The 20713-nt window shown below is 59.5% G+C and carries 16 protein-coding genes; 7 read left to right on the forward strand and 9 right to left on the reverse strand.

The genetic code is table 11. The annotated features are described in order from the left end of the window. Positions 1–184 precede the first annotated feature (184 nt). Entirely contained in the window at positions 185–1768 is a 1584-nt protein-coding gene (locus AC0IXS_RS18215; protein WP_024695419.1) for a peptide chain release factor 3, read from the reverse strand. Between the two features lie 344 nt (positions 1769–2112). Here AC0IXS_RS18215 and AC0IXS_RS18220 point away from each other — a divergent pair, with 344 nt between their 5' ends. Genes AC0IXS_RS18220 through AC0IXS_RS18235 form a run of 4 tightly spaced genes read left to right on the forward strand, consistent with a single transcriptional unit; the run spans position 2113 to position 5567 of the window. Continuing rightward, a complete protein-coding gene (locus AC0IXS_RS18220; RefSeq protein ID WP_057411179.1) occupies positions 2113–2826 on the forward strand; it encodes an ABC transporter permease in 714 nt (237 codons plus the stop codon). Positions 2827–2840: 14 nt separating this feature from the next. Next, on the forward strand, positions 2841–3734 hold the full coding sequence (locus tag AC0IXS_RS18225; RefSeq protein ID WP_122668745.1) for a glycine betaine ABC transporter substrate-binding protein: 894 nt from the start codon (positions 2841–2843) through the stop codon (positions 3732–3734). A gap of 13 nt (positions 3735–3747) precedes the next feature. Then, the gene (locus tag AC0IXS_RS18230; RefSeq protein ID WP_025994175.1) at positions 3748–4401 is read left to right on the forward strand and encodes an ABC transporter permease; all 654 of its coding nucleotides are present in this window, start codon (positions 3748–3750) and stop codon (positions 4399–4401) included. Continuing rightward, entirely contained in the window at positions 4398–5567 is a 1170-nt protein-coding gene (locus tag AC0IXS_RS18235) for an osmoprotectant ABC transporter ATP-binding protein OsmV (RefSeq protein WP_057410462.1), read from the forward strand. Before AC0IXS_RS18230 ends, AC0IXS_RS18235 begins: the two co-directional genes overlap by 4 nt. A 76-nt stretch (positions 5568–5643) precedes the next feature. Here the strand turns inward: AC0IXS_RS18235 and AC0IXS_RS18240 are convergent, their stop codons facing one another. Further along, positions 5644–6744 (reverse strand): RHS repeat-associated core domain-containing protein, encoded by a 1101-nt coding sequence (locus AC0IXS_RS18240; RefSeq protein WP_122668746.1) that lies wholly within the window; start codon positions 6742–6744, stop codon positions 5644–5646. Between the two features lie 496 nt (positions 6745–7240). Between AC0IXS_RS18240 and AC0IXS_RS18245 the strand changes: the two genes are divergently transcribed. After that, positions 7241–8404: a type III PLP-dependent enzyme gene (locus AC0IXS_RS18245; RefSeq protein ID WP_004887887.1), complete on the forward strand. Its 1164-nt coding sequence runs from the start codon at positions 7241–7243 to the stop codon at positions 8402–8404. A gap of 38 nt (positions 8405–8442) precedes the next feature. Here the strand turns inward: AC0IXS_RS18245 and AC0IXS_RS18250 are convergent, their stop codons facing one another. Beyond that, positions 8443–9240 carry a tetratricopeptide repeat protein gene (locus tag AC0IXS_RS18250; protein ID WP_122668747.1) on the reverse strand — a complete coding sequence of 266 codons (798 nt, stop codon included), beginning with the start codon at positions 9238–9240 and terminating at the stop codon, positions 8443–8445. A 2-nt stretch (positions 9241–9242) separates the two neighbouring features. Further along, positions 9243–9923, reverse strand: a complete 681-nt coding sequence (locus AC0IXS_RS18255) for a Fe2+-dependent dioxygenase (protein ID WP_122429820.1) — start codon at positions 9921–9923, stop codon at positions 9243–9245. A gap of 214 nt (positions 9924–10137) precedes the next feature. Between AC0IXS_RS18255 and AC0IXS_RS18260 the strand changes: the two genes are divergently transcribed. Together AC0IXS_RS18260 and AC0IXS_RS18265 are read left to right on the forward strand one after the other, a co-directional pair. Next, entirely contained in the window at positions 10138–12390 is a 2253-nt protein-coding gene (locus AC0IXS_RS18260; RefSeq protein ID WP_191954535.1) for a TonB-dependent receptor, read from the forward strand. 145 nt (positions 12391–12535) lie between these two features. Beyond that, positions 12536–15076 carry a sulfite reductase flavoprotein subunit alpha gene (locus AC0IXS_RS18265; protein WP_191957593.1) on the forward strand — a complete coding sequence of 847 codons (2541 nt, stop codon included), beginning with the start codon at positions 12536–12538 and terminating at the stop codon, positions 15074–15076. Positions 15077–15139: 63 nt separating this feature from the next. Here AC0IXS_RS18265 and AC0IXS_RS18270 read toward each other — a convergent pair whose 3' ends face one another. The 5 genes from AC0IXS_RS18270 to AC0IXS_RS18290 form a co-directional block, all read right to left on the reverse strand. Continuing rightward, positions 15140–16114: a peptide ABC transporter ATP-binding protein gene (locus tag AC0IXS_RS18270; protein ID WP_004887877.1), complete on the reverse strand. Its 975-nt coding sequence runs from the start codon at positions 16112–16114 to the stop codon at positions 15140–15142. Continuing rightward, positions 16114–17082, reverse strand: a complete 969-nt coding sequence (locus AC0IXS_RS18275) for an ABC transporter ATP-binding protein (protein ID WP_069144968.1) — start codon at positions 17080–17082, stop codon at positions 16114–16116. The genes AC0IXS_RS18270 and AC0IXS_RS18275 overlap by 1 nt, the downstream gene beginning before the upstream one ends. Before the next feature lie 10 nt (positions 17083–17092). Next, the gene (locus AC0IXS_RS18280; RefSeq protein ID WP_024687674.1) at positions 17093–18004 is read right to left on the reverse strand and encodes an ABC transporter permease subunit; all 912 of its coding nucleotides are present in this window, start codon (positions 18002–18004) and stop codon (positions 17093–17095) included. Positions 18005–18014: 10 nt separating this feature from the next. Continuing rightward, complete coding sequence (locus tag AC0IXS_RS18285) at positions 18015–19025, reverse strand: ABC transporter permease subunit (protein WP_004887871.1); 1011 nt, start codon at positions 19023–19025, stop codon at positions 18015–18017. A gap of 71 nt (positions 19026–19096) precedes the next feature. After that, entirely contained in the window at positions 19097–20692 is a 1596-nt protein-coding gene (locus AC0IXS_RS18290; RefSeq protein WP_004887870.1) for an ABC transporter substrate-binding protein, read from the reverse strand. Between the last annotated feature and the right edge of the window lie 21 nt (positions 20693–20713).

Genomic DNA, 20713 nt, shown 5'->3' on the forward strand with positions numbered 1-20713 from the left:
CATCCGACAAAGATCCAGCGTCTGAAACGCAGTATTCGCGGACAAGTCCGCTCCCACTTTCGGGCACCGCGTTCCTTCAGGTCGATTTGTGTATAACGACGAGCGCTCTGCGTGGTAACGCCTCTCAGGACGCTCCGCGTCCGCTCTCGAATGCGGTGCAGAGCGTCCGGAGCACTTCAGTCGATCAATGGTGCTCGCGAGTGGCGCGGAATTTCACGTCGGGCCAGCGCTCTTCCATCAGCGCCAGGTTCACGCGGGTAGGGGCCAGGTAGGTGAGGTGACCACCACCGTCCAGCGCCAGGTTTTCCACGGCCTTGTTTTCAAACTCCTCGAGCTTCTTCTTGTCGGCGCATTCGATCCAGCGGGCTGACCATACGGTGATCGGCTCGTAGGCGCATTCGACCTTGTACTCTTCCTTCAGGCGGCTGGCGACCACGTCAAACTGCAGCACACCTACGGCGCCGAGAATGATGTCGTTGCTGCGCTGCGGGAAGAACACCTGCGTGGCGCCTTCTTCGGCCAACTGCTGCAGACCCTGACGCAACTGCTTGGACTTGAGCGGATCCTTCAGACGCACGCGACGGAACAGCTCCGGTGCGAAGTGCGGAATACCCGTGAAGCCCAAGCCTTCGCCTTCGGTGAAGGTGTCGCCGATCTGGATGGTGCCGTGGTTGTGCAGGCCGATGATATCGCCTGCGTAGGCTTCTTCCAGTTGCTCGCGTTCCGAGGAGAAGAAGGTCAGGGCATCACCGATCCGCACGTCCTTGCCCAGACGCACATGGCGCATTTTCATGCCCTTGTCGTAACGGCCCGAACAGATACGCATGAACGCGATACGGTCGCGGTGCTTGGGGTCCATGTTCGCCTGGATCTTGAACACGAAGCCGCTGAATTTCTCTTCTTCCGGTTCCACGGTGCGCTCGTTGGCGACACGGGCCAGCGGCATTGGCGCCCAGTTGACCACGGCATCGAGCACGTGATCGACACCGAAGTTGCCCAGCGCGGTCCCGAAGAACACCGGCGTCAGCTGACCGTCGATGAACTCCTGCTGGTTGAATTCATGGCAGGCGCCCTGCACCAGCTCCAGTTGCTCGACGAAGCGGTCGTACTCGTCACCCAGGTGGGCGCGGGCTTCGTCGGAGTCCAGGTTCTGGATGATTTTGGTTTCGGTGCGCTCATGCCCGTGACCGGCGGTGTAGACGATAATGTAGTCGTCGGCCAGGTGATACACACCCTTGAAGTCACGGTAGCAACCGATTGGCCAAGTGATAGGCGCCGCCTTGATCTTGAGGACGGCTTCGATCTCGTCCAGCAGTTCGATCGGGTCGCGGATGTCACGGTCCAGCTTGTTGATGAAGCTGACAATCGGCGTGTCGCGCAGACGGCAGACGTCCATCAGGGCGATGGTGCGTGGCTCGACACCTTTACCGCCGTCCAGAACCATCAGGGCCGAGTCGACCGCCGTCAGGGTGCGGTAAGTGTCTTCCGAGAAGTCTTCGTGGCCCGGGGTGTCCAGCAGGTTGATCATGTGATCGCGATACGGGAACTGCATGACGGACGTGGTGATGGAGATGCCGCGCTGTTTCTCCATTTCCATCCAGTCGGATGTGGCGTGACGGTCGGATTTACGCGATTTGACCGTACCGGCGACAGAAATGGCCTTGCCCATCAGCAGCAGCTTTTCCGTGATGGTGGTTTTACCGGCGTCCGGGTGGGAAATAATGGCGAAAGTGCGGCGTTTCGCGACTTCGGCGGCCTGTTGGGTCATGGGAAATCGCCTGGAATGGGATTGAAAAAGGGCGCAGATTATAGCTCAACTCCGGGCAATAACCGAACCGTTCAGTCAATCGGGGGTGGCCAGATAATGTCTCACATGGGAACCTTTCAGGCCGTGGAGACGTCCATTCCCCCGTCAAGGCCAGTACCGAGGCCAACTTCAGGGGCTGATTCATCAGCATGTTGGCTTGACGAAGCTGCGCTCATGGCTTGTGTTATCGCCGAGGTCACACCCTCTATGGCGACCCACCCGCTGCTCTTCGCGAACGTTATTGCTGGCGCCCCGCACGGTCGCCCAGGCAAACGCGTTCGCCGACTGAAATAAGGAGTCCGCCCGTGGCAAATCGCTATGGCAAGGGGCTATTGGGAGGCGCGGTTGTTATCGCGCTCCTGGCCCTGCTGATCCACTGGATCGGCATTAGTACCATCACGCACTACCAGGATGACCTGCTGTTCTATCTCCAGGCTCACCTGATGCTGGTTCTGTTTTCGATGCTCGCGGCCCTGGTGGTCGGTATTCCGGCAGGCATTGCCCTTAGCCGACCCGGTATGGTTGGCCGCGCCGAACGCTTCATGCAGATCTTCAACATTGGCAACACCGTCCCACCTCTCGCCGTTTTGGCCATTGCCCTCGGGATTCTCGGGATCGGCAGCGGGCCAGCCATCTTCGCGCTGTTCCTCGCCTCGCTGTTGCCCATTGTGCGCAACACCTACGAAGGCTTGAAGAACGTGCAGGGCTCACTCAAGGAAGCCGCTGTCGGCATCGGCATGACGCCACGTCAGGTGCTGTGGCGTGTCGAACTGCCCAATGCCGTGCCGATCATCATCGGTGGTGTGCGGGTTGCGCTGGCGATCAACGTCGGTACCGCGCCACTGGCCTTTCTCATCGGCGCCAACAGCCTCGGCAGCCTGATCTTCCCGGGCATCGCCCTGAACAATCAGCCGCAACTGGTGCTGGGCGCTGCCTGTACCGCTCTGCTGGCGCTGCTGCTCGACGGTCTGGTGATCATTGCCAGCCGCCTGTGGCTTGAACGCGGCCTGACTCGCTGAGCGAAGGAAATACCATGAAGAAGTTATGTTTGTTTTTAGGCTTTGCCCTGCTGTTCCCGGCACTGTCCCAGGCGGCTGAACAACCGCTGCTGCGCATCGGCGCACGCGTGTTCACCGAGCAGACGCTGCTGGCCGAGCTGACGGCGCAATACCTGCGTACCAAGAACTACAACGTGCAGATCACCGGTGGTCTGGGCAGTAACCTGGCGCGCAGCGCTCAGGAAAGCGGCCAGTTGGACCTGTTGTGGGAATACACCGGCGTCTCGCTGGTTGCCTATAACCACATCGACGAGAAACTCGACAGCGAGCAGACCTACGCCCGTGTGAAGGAAGTCGATGCAAAGAAAGGCTTGGCCTGGCTTTCGCCGTCGAAGTTCAACAACACCTACGCACTGGCACTGCCGCAGAAGGTTGCGGACAAGTACCCACAGGTCAACACCATGAGCGACCTGACCAAGGTGCTCAAGGATGAAGCCAAAGAGGGTCATGTCGTAGCGCTGGACACCGAGTTCGCCAACCGCTCCGACGGTCTGATCGGCATGGTCAAGCATTACGACATGAATCTCGGTCGTGAAAACACTCGGCAGATGGACGCGGGTCTGGTCTACACCGCGCTGCGTAATGGTCAGGTGTTTGCCGGTCTGGTCTACACCACCGACGGCCGCCTGAACGCGTTCAAGCTCAAGGTGCTGGAAGACGACAAGCGCTATTTCCCGGACTACACCGCTGCGCCGGTGATTCGTCAGGAGTATCTGGATGCGCATCCGGAGATCGCCACGCTGCTCAAGCCGCTGGCTGAGCTTCTGGACAACCAGACCATGATCGACCTCAACGCCCGCGTCGATGTCGGCCATGAAAGCCCATCCTCGGTTGCCGCAGATTTCCTGCGTCAGCATCCCCTGAATTAAGGAAGGAGACGATATGAGTTTCTTGAGCGCCTTCTCCCATCTGGACTGGGCTCAGGTCCTGCAACTGACCTGGCAGCACATCACGCTGGTCGGCATTGCGGTGACCCTGGCCATCCTTATCGGTGTGCCACTGGGCGTACTGATGACGCGCTTCCCGGTGCTGGCCGGTCCGCTGCAGGCCAGTGCGACCGTGCTGCTGACCGTGCCGTCGATTGCCCTGTTTGGCCTGCTGCTGCCGTTCTACTCCAAGTTCGGCCAAGGCCTTGGCCCGATGCCGGCCATCACTGCCGTGTTCCTCTATTCCCTGTTGCCGATCATGCGCAATACCTACCTGGCCCTGACGGGTGTTGAACCGGGTATTCGCGAAGCCGCCAAAGGCATCGGCATGACCTTCGGCCAGCGCCTGCGCATGGTCGAGCTGCCGATTGCCGTGCCCGTCATCCTCGCCGGTGTACGCACCGCCGTGGTGATGAATATCGGTGTCATGACCATCGCTGCGACCATCGGTGCCGGTGGTCTGGGTGTACTCATTCTCGCTTCAATCAGCCGCAGCGATATGTCGATGCTGATCGTCGGCGCGGTACTGGTCAGCATTCTGGCCATCATCGCCGACCTTCTCCTGCAATGGCTGCAACGCACGCTGACTCCAAAAGGACTCCTGAAATGATCGAACTCCAGAACCTCTCCAAGACTTTCCAGAGCAACGGCAAAGAAGTGAAGGCTGTCGACTCGGTCAGCCTCACCGTCAACGAAGGCGAGATCTGCGTTTTCCTCGGTCCGTCGGGCTGCGGTAAGAGCACCACGCTGAAAATGATCAACCGCCTGATCATGCCGACCTCCGGCAAGGTGTTGATCAACGGTGAAGACACCACGGACCTGGACGAAGTGACCCTGCGTCGCAACATCGGTTACGTGATCCAGCAGATCGGTCTGTTCCCGAACATGACCATCGAAGAGAACATCGTGGTCGTGCCCAAGCTGTTGGGCTGGGACAAGCAGCGTTGCCATGATCGTGCCCGCGAACTGATGAGCATGATCAAGCTGGAACCCAAGCAGTACCTGCATCGCTACCCGCGTGAACTGTCCGGCGGCCAACAGCAGCGTATCGGTGTGATCCGTGCACTGGCGGCCGATGCGCCGTTGTTGCTGATGGACGAACCGTTCGGTGCAGTCGACCCGATCAACCGCGAGATGATCCAGAACGAATTCTTCGAGATGCAGCGCGCGCTGAACAAGACCGTGATCATGGTCAGCCACGACATCGACGAAGCGATCAAACTGGGCGACAAGATCGCGATCTTCCGTGGCGGCAAGCTGCTGCAGATCGATCACCCGGACACCTTGCTGGCGCACCCTGCAGACGATTTCGTCAGCAGCTTCGTCGGTCAGGACAGCACTCTCAAGCGCCTGCTGCTGGTCAAGGCCGAAGACGCCGCCGACAACGCACCATCGGTCAGCCCGGAAACCCCGGTGGCCGATGCGCTGGAAGTGATGGACGAAAACGACCGTCGCTACATCGTCGTCACCGACAGCGAAAACAAGGCAATGGGCTACGTCCGCCGTCGCGACCTGCACCGTCAGCAGGGCACCTGCGCCCAGTTCCTGCGCGAATTCAACGGCACGGCCGCGTATGACGAGCACTTGCGTATCCTCCTGTCGCGCATGTACGAGTTCAACCGCTCGTGGCTGCCGGTGCTGGACGCCGAAAACGTGTTCCTGGGTGAAGTGACCCAGGAGTCGATCGCGGCTTACCTGAGTTCGGGTCGTTCGCGTGGCATGAAGACCAGCATTGTGTCGCCGGCTGAAATTGCAGCGGCTGAAGTGCAAAGCTGATGCTGAAAGCCCTGCGCTCAATGCGCAGGGCTTTTACATCTGGACGCATTGATTTACGCCGCAGTCGACGGGGAATTCATGAATAGCGCAGGGTTTGGGCGGTGGGCAGGAATTTTTTAGGGGTGTAGGGCCTGAAAACGTTGCCCATCAAGCCGCGGTTTTTATGGATCACAATTTTTTTGACGGATTCGTCAATTGAACCAATAGGTAAGTTCTTCCTCCGAGGGTGCTCAAAGACACTGACCTGCCCCGAAAACCCTTTCACAGGTTTGCCTGTGATATACGAAAGTTTTGCAGCAAAGCTCAACTCGGCATCAGCTAAGGCACACGATAGCAACCTGATGTTGCGATACCTGCCCAAGCGGACATCATGCTCATGAAGTAAAGCCAGCAGCCTGTCTGGATTCAACGGTTTTGCGTCCGATATCATGTAAGAAAAACTTCTGCCGCCCCAATCAGTCGGCTCACGTGCTACTTCGCCATGAGCCATTATGTTTAAACGAAGATTGCCTTTGTAAGTGTCTTCGAAAGTGTCTACGCCGATCGCTATTGAGCGAAAGTTTGTTATTGGTTTTGAGATTGTCCCCAAGGTCAAGGGGCCTGCCGATGACGTTGAAAGTCGGTCCAGTGCGTTTGCCAGGAATTGCCAAGACCGTCCATTTGGGTCTGACCGGTTCACAGGGTCGCCACTGCAATAGGCATAAGCATTAAGCCCGCCCTCGGCGAAAGGGCTTAGTGAGTCAGGGCTATGAAAACGCATCAATACCGGATTGAACACCCGCCGACCGTTGCCCAGAGCATAGTGTCCGGTCTCCGGGTCAGGCCTTTCTCCGCTGAAACCGAGGATGGAAAAAGGGCTTTCCCGTAAAGCAGGATGGCCGTAAGGCGTATAAACGGCATTGTCTTGATGGGACTTACCCTGCGCGGCCAGTACCGAGCGTTGTACGTTGGTGGCGAGCGCGTACATTTCCAGGTGGCCGTTATCATGACGCTGCTCAGCCAGCAACTGTTGCTCGTATTGCAGGATCGAACGCTGCACATTGCCCTGAAGTTCGGTCGTCAGGCGGTCGTTCTGATAGAAACGTTGAATACGGGTCTGTGTCGAGAGCCCACTGCTGACCAGGCGATCCAGCGGATCGTAGCGATAGCGATATAAGAGTCCAGTGCAATCTTTCATCGCAGCTTGCTCCTGAGCATGTCTGGGTCTGAGCACTAGCGTTGCGTTTTCAAAGGCGTCTGCCTACTCGTATTTTTGCTAGCAGGGCAACAGATGACGCGAGCATAGGGCTGGGGCCAGGCGAAATTCTGCGCCTTGTGACGTCTCTCTAAATCAGCGGGGATTACCCTCGCCAAGGAACATCAGCCTGTCACATCGGTCCGTTACACAGGAGGCCAGTGCAGCGGCCGCGACGAACGCGTGTAAAAACGCGACATTTTTTGTTGATCTCAGCCCCCTCACGCCCTAAAGTTCGCGCCGAACGTCCATGCTGGAAACGATCCATCCGGCTCAAGTACTGACGACGAGACAGCAAGGCCAGGAAGGCAAGCCCTTCAGTGGCCTTTTTGCTTTCGGCGACATGCCTTGGGAAGTAGGCGAACCAAAGTGGGGATACGGAGGACGTTCATTTGCACCCATTTACCAATTCCGTTTGCCAGACAGGAGTTCCAGCAGCATGACGATCAATGTCGAAGACTACTACGCAGCCGAAACCTTCAAGAAAATGAAGGCGTTTGCTGACAAGCAAGAAACACCTTTCGTGGTCATTGATACCAACATCATCAGCAAGGCCTACGATGACCTGCGCGCAGGCTTCGATTTCGCCAAGGTCTACTACGCCGTCAAGGCCAACCCTGCAGTCGAAATCATCGAGCTGCTGAAGAACAAGGGTTCGAGCTTCGACATCGCGTCGATCTACGAGCTGGACAAGGTCATGAGCTGCGGCGTGACCCCGGATCGCATGAGCTACGGCAACACCATCAAGAAGTCCAAGGACATCCGCTACTTCTACGAGAAGGGCGTGCGCCTGTTCGCCACCGACTCCGAAGCCGACCTGCGCAACATCGCCAAGGCTGCGCCGGGCTCGAAAGTCTATGTACGGATCCTGACCGAAGGTTCGACCACGGCTGACTGGCCTCTGTCGCGCAAATTCGGCTGCCAGACCGACATGGCCATGGACCTGCTGATCCTGGCCCGTGACCTGGGTCTGGTGCCTTACGGCATCTCGTTCCACGTAGGTTCCCAGCAGCGCGACATCAGCGTCTGGGACGCCGCGATTGCCAAGGTCAAAGTGATCTTCGAGCGTCTGAAAGAAGAAGACGGCATCGTGCTCAAGCTGATCAATATGGGTGGCGGCTTCCCGGCCAACTACATCACCCGTACCAACAGCCTGGAAACCTATGCCGAGGAAATCATCCGCTTCCTGAAGGAAGACTTCGGTGACGACCTGCCGGAAATCATCCTGGAGCCAGGCCGTTCGCTGATCTCCAACGCCGGTATTCTGGTCAGCGAAGTGGTACTGGTTGCGCGCAAGTCGCGTACTGCCGTCGAGCGTTGGGTTTATACCGATGTGGGCAAGTTCTCCGGCCTGATCGAAACCATGGACGAAGCCATCAAGTTTCCGATCTGGACCGAGAAAAAGGGCGAGATGGAAGAAGTGGTCATCGCCGGTCCTACCTGCGACAGCGCCGACATCATGTACGAAAACTACAAGTACGGCCTGCCGCTGAACCTGGCCATCGGTGACCGCATGTACTGGTTGTCGACCGGTGCGTACACCACCAGCTACAGCGCAGTGGAATTCAACGGCTTCCCGCCATTGAAGGCTTTCTACCTGTAAGCACGTTGCCGATTGGCCTGTCTGAAGTGATCCGCACTTCAGGCAGGCCGGGCAGAGAAGTCACGCAACGCCATCCGGTCCGATTCGTCACCGATGGCGGCGGCGCGCTGAAAGTAATCAGTGGCCATGCGTTGAATATCCGGATGCACCGCATCAAGCAGGATCTTGCGTCCCACTCTCAGAAAATTCAGATTCCCTCCCGCCAGTGCCTTTTTCAGCCAGCCCAGCGCCTGTTCGATATCCCCGCTTTCTGCCAGCACGGTTGCATGACTGAACTGACCGCGAAAATCCCCGCCCTCGGCCGAGCGTCTGTAGCACTCGTGCGCCGCTGACAGGTCACGGTGCCCCGTAACACCTTCTTCCAGATAACGCCCCAACAGGTTCATCGACTTGGCGTGCCCCAGAGTGGCGGCCTTGCGATAACAGTCCATGGCCTGTCGGTGATCCTGTTCGACGCCACGTCCCGTTGCCAGCAGGTTGCCCAGATTGTAGAGCCCCCAATCCAGTCCCTGTTCGGCAGCCAGCCGGTAATGCAGCGCCGCCTGGAGCAGATCCGGCGTACAGCCCCAGCCATGTTCGATGCAGCGCCCCAGCATGTTGCGGGCCATCGAATGGCCCTGGTTGGCGGCGATTCCGAACCAGGTCATGGCCAGCGCCTGGTCACGCTGAATACCGCTGCCGTCGAGCAGGATCTGGCCCAGCAGCGCGTGCGCCTCGACGTTGCCCTGGGCAGCGGCGGCGAGAATCGCCTTGGCTGCCTGCGCCGGGCTTTCTTCGAGCATCGCTTGCAGATCATCGATGTTCAGCCATTCCTTGCGGGCAAGGTTCCAGCTCATGGTCAGACCTCGACCCAGCGGCGCAGCAGGTTGTGATAGGTGCCGGTCAGTTGGATCAGCGAAGGGTGATCGGGCACATCCAGGGTGAGCTGCTGGATAGCGGTGTCCATCTCGAAAAGCAGGGCACGCTGACTGTCTTCACGCACCAGACTCTGGGTCCAGAAGAACGAGGCGTACCGTGCACCGCGCGTCACGGCGTTGACCTTGTGCAGGCTGGTGGCGGGATAGATCAGCAGGTCGCCGGCGGGCAGTTTGATCTGCCTTGTACCGAAGGTGTCCTGAATCTCGAGTTCGCCACCGTCGTAATCGTCGGGATCACTGAAAAACAACGTGGACGAGATATCGGTGCGTACACGCTCGGCACCACCCGGTGGCTGACGTACCGCATTGTCGATGTGGAAGTCGAAGTTGCCACCTTCCCGGTAGCAGTTGAACAGCGGCGGGAAAATCCTGTGGGGCAGGGCTGCAGACATGAACAGCGGATTGCGCCACAACCGCTCCAGCAGTGCTGCACCGATTTCCCTCGCCAACGGATGCGCTTCCGGCAACTGCAGGTTGTGCTTGGCCTTCGCCGACTGGAATCCGGCAGTGATTTTTCCATCCGCCCAGTCGGTCTGCTCCAGTGCTTCACGGATGCGGGCGACTTCATCGCGATCAAAGACACCAGGAATGTGAAGGAGCATGAGAGCACCGAAAAGGTAGAAGGTTGCGAATGGTAGTGATTCCCATTGCCTCTGTATACGGCTGTTTGAGGCTGAATCGAATCTTCTGTGAAAGCTTTGTGAAGAGGATGTGCAGAAATAATATAATTTCGTAAATGTTAATATATCTCAATTGCTACCGATACGTGTTTGCACTATATTCCGCCGCCTCGACTGCCTTGGGGGAGGATTTACAATGTCACGTCAAACACTGTCGCTTCATGCGGGTTCGCAACGCTCGATTGCTTCTGCGGTCGGGGTCGCCATCGCGGCGATGTCTGCTGCTCACATGGTTCACGCCGCTGAGAACACAGACGAAAAGGCCTTGTCGCTGGGGGCGACGAACATCAACGGTGAACAGGCTGATGCCTCTTACAAGTCCGAAGATTCGGCCTCGAAGAAGTACACGGCACCGCTGCGCGACACGCCGAAAAGCGTCACCGTCATCCCTCGGCAGGTCATCCGTGACACCGGCGCGACCACGCTGACCGAAGCGTTGCGCACCACGCCGGGCATTACCTTTGGCGCAGGCGAGGGCGGCAATCCGGCCGCTGACCGGCCGATCATTCGTGGCTTCAACGCTGAAAGTGACGTGTTCGTCGACGGCATGCGTGACGTGGCAGCCCAGTCCCGCGAGATCTTCAACATTGAATCGGTCGAGGTCAGCAAAGGCCCTGGCTCTGCGTTCACAGGTGCGGGCTCCACCGGTGGCAGCCTGAACCTGATCACCAAGGGCGCGCATCTGGGCAACGCCTACAACGGCGGCTACACCTTTGGCTCCGACCAGACCCAGCGCTACACGCTGGACGTCAACCAGCAGATGACCGACACCTCGGCGTTTCGCCTGAACCTCATGAAGCACGATGCCAATGTCGCCGGGCGCGACAACGTCGAGACCAGCCGCTGGGGCGTGGCGCCTTCGTTTGCGTTCGGTCTGGGCACCGACACCCGCATCAAGGTGGATTACTACCACCTTGAAACCGACGACATGCCTGACTACGGCATCCCGCTGACGTCCACGCCGGGCCGCAGCAAGTACATCGTCGACACGCCGGCCAGTGTCGACAAGAGCAACTTCTACGGCCTGACGGGTCGCGACTATCGCAAGAGCAGCAACGACAGCGGCACCGTGCGCATCGAGCACGACCTGAACGACAGCGTGACCCTCTCCAACAGTTTCCGCATGTCGCGCTCGACGCTGGATTATGTGGTCACCAATCCGGATGACAGCCGTGGCAACGTCGCCAATGGCAGCGTGTCGCGTTCGGCCAAGAGCCGTAACTCGACGTCCAGCGGCTTCGTCAACCAGACTGACCTGACCAGCAAGTTCGACACCGGCTTCATCAGCCACAGTCTGGTGACTGGCGTCGAGTTCTCTTATCAGGACACGCATAACCGTCCTTACACAATCACCAATGCCAACGGCAGCGCGATTGCCAGCACCTGCTCGGCAGCGCTGTTCAGGTCCGGCGACTGCACCAGCCTTGCGGATCCTTCGCCGAAGGATGCCTGGAACGGGCGGATTTCCGACAGCCTGGCCTACACCGATACCGACACCAAGACCAGTGCCGCCTATGTGTTCGACACCCTGACCCTCAATGAGCAGTGGTCGGTGAACATGGGCCTGCGCTACGACCATTACGACACGCGATCCAGCGGTTTTGCGACGGCACGTGGCGCAACGCCTGCGGCCAACTTCGATCGCCAGAAGACCACCCAGCTCTGGAATTACCAGTTGGGCGTCGTCTACAAGCCTGCGCCGAACGGCAGCGTTTACGCTGCGCTGTCCACGTCCAGCAACCCGTCCGGTGAAACCAGCGGCAACGGTGGCCTTGAACTGGCGGCCAACAACGCCAACCTCGACCCGGAAAAGAACCGCAACTACGAGCTGGGCACCAAGTGGGATTTCTTCGGTGACGACTTGTCGCTGACCGCTGCCCTGTTCCGCACCGACAAAACCAACGCGCGAATCACCGACCCGGACAACACTACCTTTCAGGTACTCGACGGCGAGCAGCGCGTTCAGGGTGTGGAATTCACCTACGCGGGCAATCTGACCAGTCGCTGGAAAGTGTATGGCGGCTACACCTACATGGAGAGTGAACTGGTCAAGACCACGCTGGCGGCGGACAAGGGCAATCACATGCCCAACACACCGCGCAACAGCTTCAACCTGTGGTCCACGTATCAGTTGATGCCCAAGCTGACTGTTGGCGGTGGCGCGACCTATGTCGATTCCCGTTTCGGCAACGAAGCCAATTCGGTCGAAGTGCCTTCCTACTGGCGTTACGATGCAATGGCCACGTACGCGCTGACCAAAAACGTCGACCTGCAGCTCAACGTCCAGAACCTGACCGACAAGCGTTACTTCGATCAAGTGTTCCAGACCCACTACGCTCACGTCGCCGCTGGCCGCACCGCCTTGATGAGCGCCAACTTCCACTTCTAGGAAGCGATGCAAGGCAGACCCCGCTTATTTCGGTAGGCGGGGTTTTTCTGTATAAGGCCGCAGCGCCGTATGAAGACAGACAAGACAGGCGACGCCTTCGAGTATCAAAGTGTGCGTCCGGGCAGGCGGGTGAGGGTAGCGAGTGTTGAAAAAGGTATTGTTTCAGCTGCACTGGTTCTTCGGGATCACGGCAGGGCTGGTGCTGGCCTTGATGGGCATCACCGGCGCGCTGTACTCGTTCGAGGACGAAATTCTCGATGCGCTCAATCCGAACGTGCTGCTGGTCCAGCCACAGGGCGAAACCCTGCCGCCTGTCGAACTGGTTCGCCGGCTGGAGTCAGCGACCGGATTGACCGTCGCCATCCTCCGGGTCGAGACCGTCGGCAACCGGGTCGCGCAGGTTTTTTTCACGCCCAGGCCAGGCGAGCGCCGCGGTCCAAAGCGCAATTTCGATCCTTACACCGGCGAGCTGAAAGGCGACGGAGTCGGTGAGGAATTCTTCGACTTCATCCTGCGACTGCACCGCTTTCTGGCCATGGGCGAAGTGGGCAAGCAGGTCACGGCGGCGTGTACGCTGGTGCTGGTGTTCTTCTGTGTGTCCGGCCTTTACTTGCGCTGGCCGCGCAAGGCGCTGAACTGGCGAGTCTGGCTGACGCTGGATTGGGCGAAGAAGGGACGCAGCTTCAACTGGGACCTGCACTCGGTTTTCGGCACCTGGTGCCTGCTGTTCTATCTGTTGTTCGCCATTACCGGTCTGAACTGGTCATATGACTGGGTCAGCAATGGCCTGAACCGGCTGCTGGGCGATGCGCCGGCCGAGCAACGCAAAGGCGGTGGTGGGCGTGGCGGGAATATGAGTAAAGATTCGCCGCCTGCGCCATTGGTGGTGGATTACGTCGCGATCTGGGACAGCCTGCGAAAGACTGCAGGCCCAGGCCTTGCGGCCTATAACCTGCGTCTGCCGTCAGCGGGCGGTCAGCCGGCCACGGTGTTCTACCTGCTCAAGGATTCACCTCATCCGCGTGCCCTTAACAGCGTCACCCTTGATCCGGCAAGTGGCGCGGTCAGTTCGGTTTCGCGTTATGCCGAACGCAGCCTGGGTGCGCAGTTGCTGGTCAGCAACTATGCGCTGCACGTCGGCAGCTACTTTGGGATTGTCGGTCGAATCGTCATGACCGTTGCGTCATTGATGATGCCGTTGTTTTTCATCACCGGCTGGCTGTTGTATCTGGATCGCCGACGCAAGAAGCGTCAGATCAAGGCTGCACGAGGTGATGTATCGACCCGTTCGGCGCCTGACGCTGACGCATGGTTGATCGGGTTCGCCAGTCAGAGCGGGTTTGCCGAGCAACTGGCCTGGCAGACGGCGGGGCAGTTGCAGGCAGCGGGTCTGCCGGCGCGGGTGCAGCGGCTCGGCGACATGACCGAGCAGGACCTCATTGAAAGCCGCAACGCCCTGTTCGTGGTCAGTACCTTCGGTGACGGCGAAGCGCCGGACAATGCGCGCGTTTTTGAACGCAAGTTGCTGGGCCGTCCGCTGTCGCTGGAGACCCTCAACTATGCCGTGCTGGCGCTGGGTGATCGGCAGTATCCGAATTTCTGCGGTTTCGCTCATCGTCTGCATGACTGGCTGGCCGAGCGTGGCGGCAGCACCCTGTTTGCCCCGGTCGAGGTCGACAGCGCCGACCCTGTTGCCTTGCAGCAGTGGCAACACCACCTTGGACAACTAACCGGCAGCACGCCGACAGTGCTTTGGCAGACCCCGGTGTTCGAAAACTGGACGCTGACCCGGCGAGAGCACCTGAACCCTGGCAGCAGCGGCTCGGCTGTTTATCTGCTGGACCTTGTCGCTCCCGGCACGATGCATTGGCAGGCGGGTGATCTGGTCGAAATATTGCCGCGCAACAGTGAGGAAAGCGTACGGAATTTTCTCGGCGGGCTGGGCATCGATCCTGCGACCCGGATCAATGTGGACGGCTTGCAGGAGCCGGTTGTTCAGGCCCTGGCGACCCGTCAGTTGCCGCAGCATCGGGCTCATCTGGTGGGCTTTCATGCGCAGGCGCTGATCGATGCGCTGGTGCCGGTTTCCGCGCGCGAATACTCCATTGCTTCGATTCCGGAGGATGGCTGTCTGCAACTCATTGTGCGTCAGGAGATTCATCCTGATGGCAGCCTGGGGCTGTGTTCCGGCTGGCTGACCGAGCATGCCACCTCAGGCAGCGCGATCAGTCTGCGCCTGCGTCGCAACAGCAGCTTCCATCTGCCCGCCGAGCCGGTTCCTCTGATCCTGCTGGGTAACGGTACCGGGCTCGCGGGGCTTCGCAGCCTCTTGAAAGCGCGCATCGCCCAAGGCCAGGCGCGCAACTGGCTGCTGTTCGGCGAGCGCAATCGCGAGCATGATTTTCATTGCGGCGCAGAGCTGCAAGGCTGGCTGGAGTCGGGTGACCTGACACGCCTGGATCTTGCGTTCTCGCGGGATCAGGCAGAAAAAGTCTACGTGCAGGACCTGTTACGTGAGGCTGCTCAAGACCTGCGAGCATGGCTGGATGAGGGCGCAGCGATCTACATCTGCGGCAGCTTGCAGGGCATGGCATCAGGTGTGGATCGGGTGTTGAACGAAGTGCTCGGCGAACGAGCCGTTAGCGAGCTGCTGGAGCAGGGGCGGTATCGGCGGGATGTATATTGAGGTCTGCTGGTTGTGGTAATCGTGCCCACGCAGACGCGTGGACACGATTACCACAAGGCAGAATCACGCTGCGACAAACTGCTCCGCGTAGTGACAGGCCACTTGGCGGTTGTCCACCAGACGCAGTTCCGGCACGTCGGTGGCGCAGCGCTCTGTCGCGTAAGGGCAGCGCTTATGGAAGGCGCAGCCGCTTGGCGGGTTGAGCGGGTTGGGCAGTTCGCCAACGATCTTGATCTTGGGTTTCAGTGGATCAGGATGAATGGTCGGGGTCGCTGACAGCAGCGCCTGGGTGTACGGGTGCAGCGGACGGTTGTAGATCTCTTCCTTGGGACCCATTTCCGCAGGCCGACCCAGGTACATCACCAGCACGGTATCGGCGACATGACGTACCACCGACAGGTTGTGCGAAATGAACACGTAGGCCGTGTTGAATTCCTGCTGCAGGTCCATGAACAGGTTCAGCACCTGCGCCTGAATCGACACGTCCAGCGCCGACGTCGGTTCATCCGCCACCAAGACTTTCGGTTGCAGCATCATCGCCCGTGCCAGTGCGATCCTCTGACGCTGACCACCAGAGAACATGTGTGGATAGCGCTGATAATGCTCGGGACGCAGACCGACCTGAGCCATCATCGCCTGCACTTTCTCGCGACGTTCGCTGGCAGACAGGTTGGTGTTGATCAACAGCGGCTCGCCGAGCTGATCACCAATCTTCTGCCGGGGGTTCAACGAGGCGTACGGGCTCTGGAACACCATCTGCACGTCCTTGCGCAGTTGCTTGCGCTCGGACTTGCTGGCGCCAGCCACTTCCTGACCGGCAATTTTCAACGAGCCGGAAGACGGCTCTTCGATCAGGGTCAGTGCGCGGGCCAGTGTGGACTTGCCACAACCGGACTCGCCCACCACAGCCAGGGTCTTGCCCGCTTCGAGTTCGAAAGACACGCCGTTGAGCGCGCGCACCAGCGCCGTGCCTTTGAACAGGCCGCGCGAGACTTCGTAGTGACGGGTAAGGTCGCGGGCGGTAAGTACGACGCTCATCACGCCACCTCCTGATTCAAGGGATAGAAGCAGCGCGCAAGGCTGTGAGCCTTGGGGTCCAGCGCCGGACGCTGTACGCGGCAGTTGTCCTGCACGTAAGGGCAGCGCGGCGACAGCAGGCAGCCTTGTGGACGGTCATAACGGCCAGGCACCATGCCCGGCAGCGTCGCCAGACGCTCGGCACCCATGCTGTGCTCGGGAATCGCTGCCAGCAGCGCTTCACTGTAAGGATGCGCCGGTACGTCGAACAGACCGGGCACCTGACCCACTTCCACGGCTTGACCCGCGTACATCACGCAGACCCGCTGAGCGGTTTCGGCAACAACTGCCAGATCGTGAGTGATCAGAACCAGCGCCATGTCCTGCTCTTTCTGCAGGCTGAGCAGCAACTCCATGATCTGCGCCTGGATGGTGACGTCCAGTGCAGTGGTCGGTTCATCGGCGATCAGCAGTTTCGGCTCGCCGGCAATCGCCATGGCGATAGCAACGCGCTGACTCATACCGCCAGACAACTGATGCGGGTAGGCATTCAGGCGTGCAGCGGCGCCAGGGATCTCGACTTTTTCCAGCAGTTCCAGGGCGCGCTGACGGGCAGCCTTGCCGGACATGCCCAAGTGCTGACGCAGCACTTCTTCGATCTGGAAACCCACGGTGTAGCTGGGGTTCAGCGCAGTCATCGGGTCCTGGAATACCATCGCCAGATCCTTGCCGATGATGCGGCGACGCTGGCGGGAATTGAGTTTGGTCAGGTCCTTGCCGTCGAAGTTGAGCGCGTCGGCGGTGATGATGCCGGGGGCATCGATCAGGCCCATCAGCGCCATCATGGTCACGGATTTACCCGAACCCGACTCGCCTACGATGGCCAGAACTTCGCCTCTATCGACAGTCAGGGACAGGCCATCCACGACGGGTACGGCCTTGGCGTCGCCGAAGCGAACGTTGAGATTCTTGATTTCAAGCAGTGACATACGAATCTCCTCAGGCGGCGTTCTTGAGTTTCGGGTCCAGCGCATCGCGCAGGCCGTCGCCCATCAGGTTGATTGCCAGCACGCTGAGCAAAATGGTCAGACCGGGCAGGCTCACGACCCACCAGGCGCGTTCGATGTAATCGCGGGCCGAGGCAAGCATGGTGCCCCACTCAGGCGTCGGCGGTTGTACGCCAAGACCCAGGAAGCCCAGTGCCGCAGCATCGAGAATCGCCGACGAGAAGCTCAGGGTGGCCTGAACGATCAGCGGTGCCATGCAGTTGGGCAGCACGGTGATGAACATCAGGCGCGGCAGGGTTGCACCGGCCAGACGTGCAGCGGTCACGTAGTCGCGGTTCAGTTCGCCCATCACCGCAGCGCGGGTCAGACGGACATAGGACGGCAGCGAGACGATCGCGATGGCGATCACGGTATTGATCAGGCCAGGGCCGAGGATCGCGACGATGGCAACCGCCAGCAGCAGCGAGGGCAGGGCGAGCATGATGTCCATCAGACGCATCACCGACGGACCCAGAATGCGCGGGAAGAAGCCCGCCAGCAGGCCCAGCAGGATGCCGGGAATCAGCGACATGACCACCGAAGACAGGCCGATCAGCAGCGAAAGGCGCGAGCCTTGAATCAGGCGCGACAGCAGGTCGCGGCCCAGTTCGTCGGTGCCGAGGATGAACTGCCACTGGCCGCCTTCCAGCCAGACCGGCGGGGTCAGCAGGAAGTCACGGTATTGCTCGCTCGGGTCATGCGGCGCAACCCAGGGGGCGAACAGCGCGCAAAACACGATGATGATCATGAAGATCAGGCCGGCAACGGCACCTTTGTTCTTGGAGAACGCTTGCCAGAACTCTTTGTACGGGGACGGGTAAAGCAGGCTTTGATCGACTGCTACCGAAGGAGTAGGTGTGCTCATATCGATGATCTCAGCGCTGGTGACGGATGCGTGGGTTGGCAAAGCCGTAGAGGATGTCCACCACGAAGTTGACCAGGATCACCAGGCAGGCGATCAGCAGGATGCCGTTTTGCACGACCGGATAATCGCGGGCGCCGATCGCTTCGATCAGCCACTTGCCGATACCTGGCCAGGAGAAGATCGTTTCGGTCAGGACCGCACCGGCCAGCAAGGTGCCGATCTGCAGGCCGAAAACGGTCAGGACCGGAATCAGCGCGTTGCGCAGGCCGTGGACGAACACCACGCGTGCAGGCGACAGGCCCTTGGCCCTTGCGGTACGCACGTAGTCTTCACGCAGCACTTCGAGCATCGATGAACGGGTCATCCGGGCGATTACCGCCAGCGGAATGGTCCCCAGCACGATGGCCGGAAGAATCAGGTGATGCAGGGCGTCGAGAAACGCGCCTTGCTCATCGCTGAGCAGCGTGTCGATCAGCATGAAGCCGGTCACTGGCGGAATGTCATACAGCAGGTCGATCCGCCCGGACACGGGCGTCCAGCCCAGCGACACCGAGAAGAACATGATGAGGATCAGGCCCCACCAGAAGATCGGCATCGAATAGCCAGCGAGGGAAATCCCCATGACCCCATGGTCGAACAGGGACCCTCGCTTGAGTGCGGCGATCACCCCGGCCAGAAGCCCGAGGACACCTGCGAAGATCAGGGCTGCCAGCGACAACTCGAGGGTTGCCGGGAACAGCGAAGTGAACTCGGTCCAGACGCTGGTGCGCGTACGCAATGATTCACCGAGGTCGCCCTGGGCGAGCTTGCCGATGTAATCGATGTACTGGGCATACAGCGGCTTGTTCAGGCCAAGGCGTTCCATGGCCTGGGCGTGCATTTCCGGGTCGACCCGGCGCTCGCCCATCATGACTTCCACAGGGTCGCCCGGAATCAGACGGATCAGTGCGAACGTCAGCAGGGTAATGCCGAAGAAGGTAGGGATCAGTAACCCCACCCGGCGGGCAATAAAACTAAACATCTTGTGGTGTACCTCATCAGCCGGTCAGGCGTACCGCCCTTGCCCTTGTGGGGCGCAGGCGGTGGTTTTTTCTACTTCACCCCGGTCGTGGTGAAGTTGTTATTGGTCAGCGGGCTGATATGAAAGCCTTCGACATTTTTGCGCATTGCCACGAACAGCTTCGGATAAGCCAGGCTGATCCAGGGCTGTTCCTGATTGAACACTTTTTGAGCCTGCTTATAGAGGGCAGCCCGTTCGCTCGGTTCGGTAATTTTCCGGGCTTCGGTGATTGCCGCTTCAAATTCCTTGTTGCACCAGCGTGCATAGTTCTCGCCATTCTTCGCTGCATCGCAGCTCAGGTTGGGTGTCAGGAAGTTGTCCGGGTCGCCGTTGTCGCCGGCCCATCCTGCGAAGACCATGTCATGTTCGCCCTTCTTGGCGCGCTTGAGCATTTCGCCCCATTCCATGATGCGAATGTCGAGCTTGATGCCTACCTTGGCCAGGTCCGACTGGAGCATCTGTGCGCCCACCATCGGATTGGGGTTGGTCACCGCGCCGCCGTTACGGGCGAACAGGGTAAACACCTGACCCTCGGGTACGCCAGCTTCCTTGAGCAGCGCACGGGCCTTTTCCGGGTCATAAGGCGTGGGCTGACTCTCGGTGTCGTAGCCCATCATGGTCGGTGGGTACGGACCTACGCCCTCGGTGGCCTTGCCTTCGCCAAACAGCGCCCTGATGTAGGACTTCTTGTCGAACGCCAGATTGATCGCCTGTCGCACGCGAGCGTCGCTCAGGTATTTGTGCGAGGTGTTGATCGCCACATAGCTGGTCATCATGGACTCCATCTCGTCGATCTTGAGATTGGGGTCTGCTTTGATGTTGGCAATATCGTCAGGTTTTGGATAAAGCGCAACCTGACATTCATTGGCCTTGAGCTTTTGCAGGCGCGTGTTGTTGTCCAGAGTGATCGCGAAAATCAGCGCCTCACTCGGAACCTTGCCTTTCCAGTAATCCGGGTTGGCTTTATAGCGGACCTGAGCATCCTTGGCATAGCGTGTCAGGATGAACGGACCGGTGCCGATGGGTTTGCTGTTGAATTCGCCGGTCTTGTTGCTCTTGAGCAACTGGTCGGCGTACTCGGCGGAGTAGATCGAGGTGAACGGCATGGCCAGGTCACGCAGGAACGGCGACTCGGGGCGCGTCAGGGTGAATTTCACCGTGGAGTCATCGACTTTCTCGACGCTCTTGAGCAGGTTCTGGAAGTCCATGCTCTCGAAATAAGGGTAACCGACCAGCGAGAGTGCGTGCCACGGGTGCTTCGGGTCCAGCTGGCGCTGGAAGCTCCAGACCACGTCGTCGGCGTTCATTTCGCGGGTGGGTTTGAAGTAGTCGGTGGTCTGGAATTTCACACCTTTGCGCAGCTTGAAGGTGTAGGTCAGGCCATCGGCGCTGATGTCCCAGCTCTCGGCGAGACCTGGAACCGTGTCAGTCGTGCCGGGGGTGAAGGCGACCAGACGTTCGAGAATGGTTTCTGCCGAGGCGTCTGCCGTGACGGCGGTCGTGTACTGCGCGATATCGAAACCTTCAGGGCTGGCCTCTGTGCAGACCACCAGCGGCTTGGCCGAGACGGATGCAGCAGCGCTGAGCAGCGCAATGGCGATCGAAGCGCGGAGCGATAGCAGTTTCAATAGAAGCCTCCTTGATGCAAT

It is taken from the genome of Pseudomonas sp. AC016, assembly GCF_979253365.1.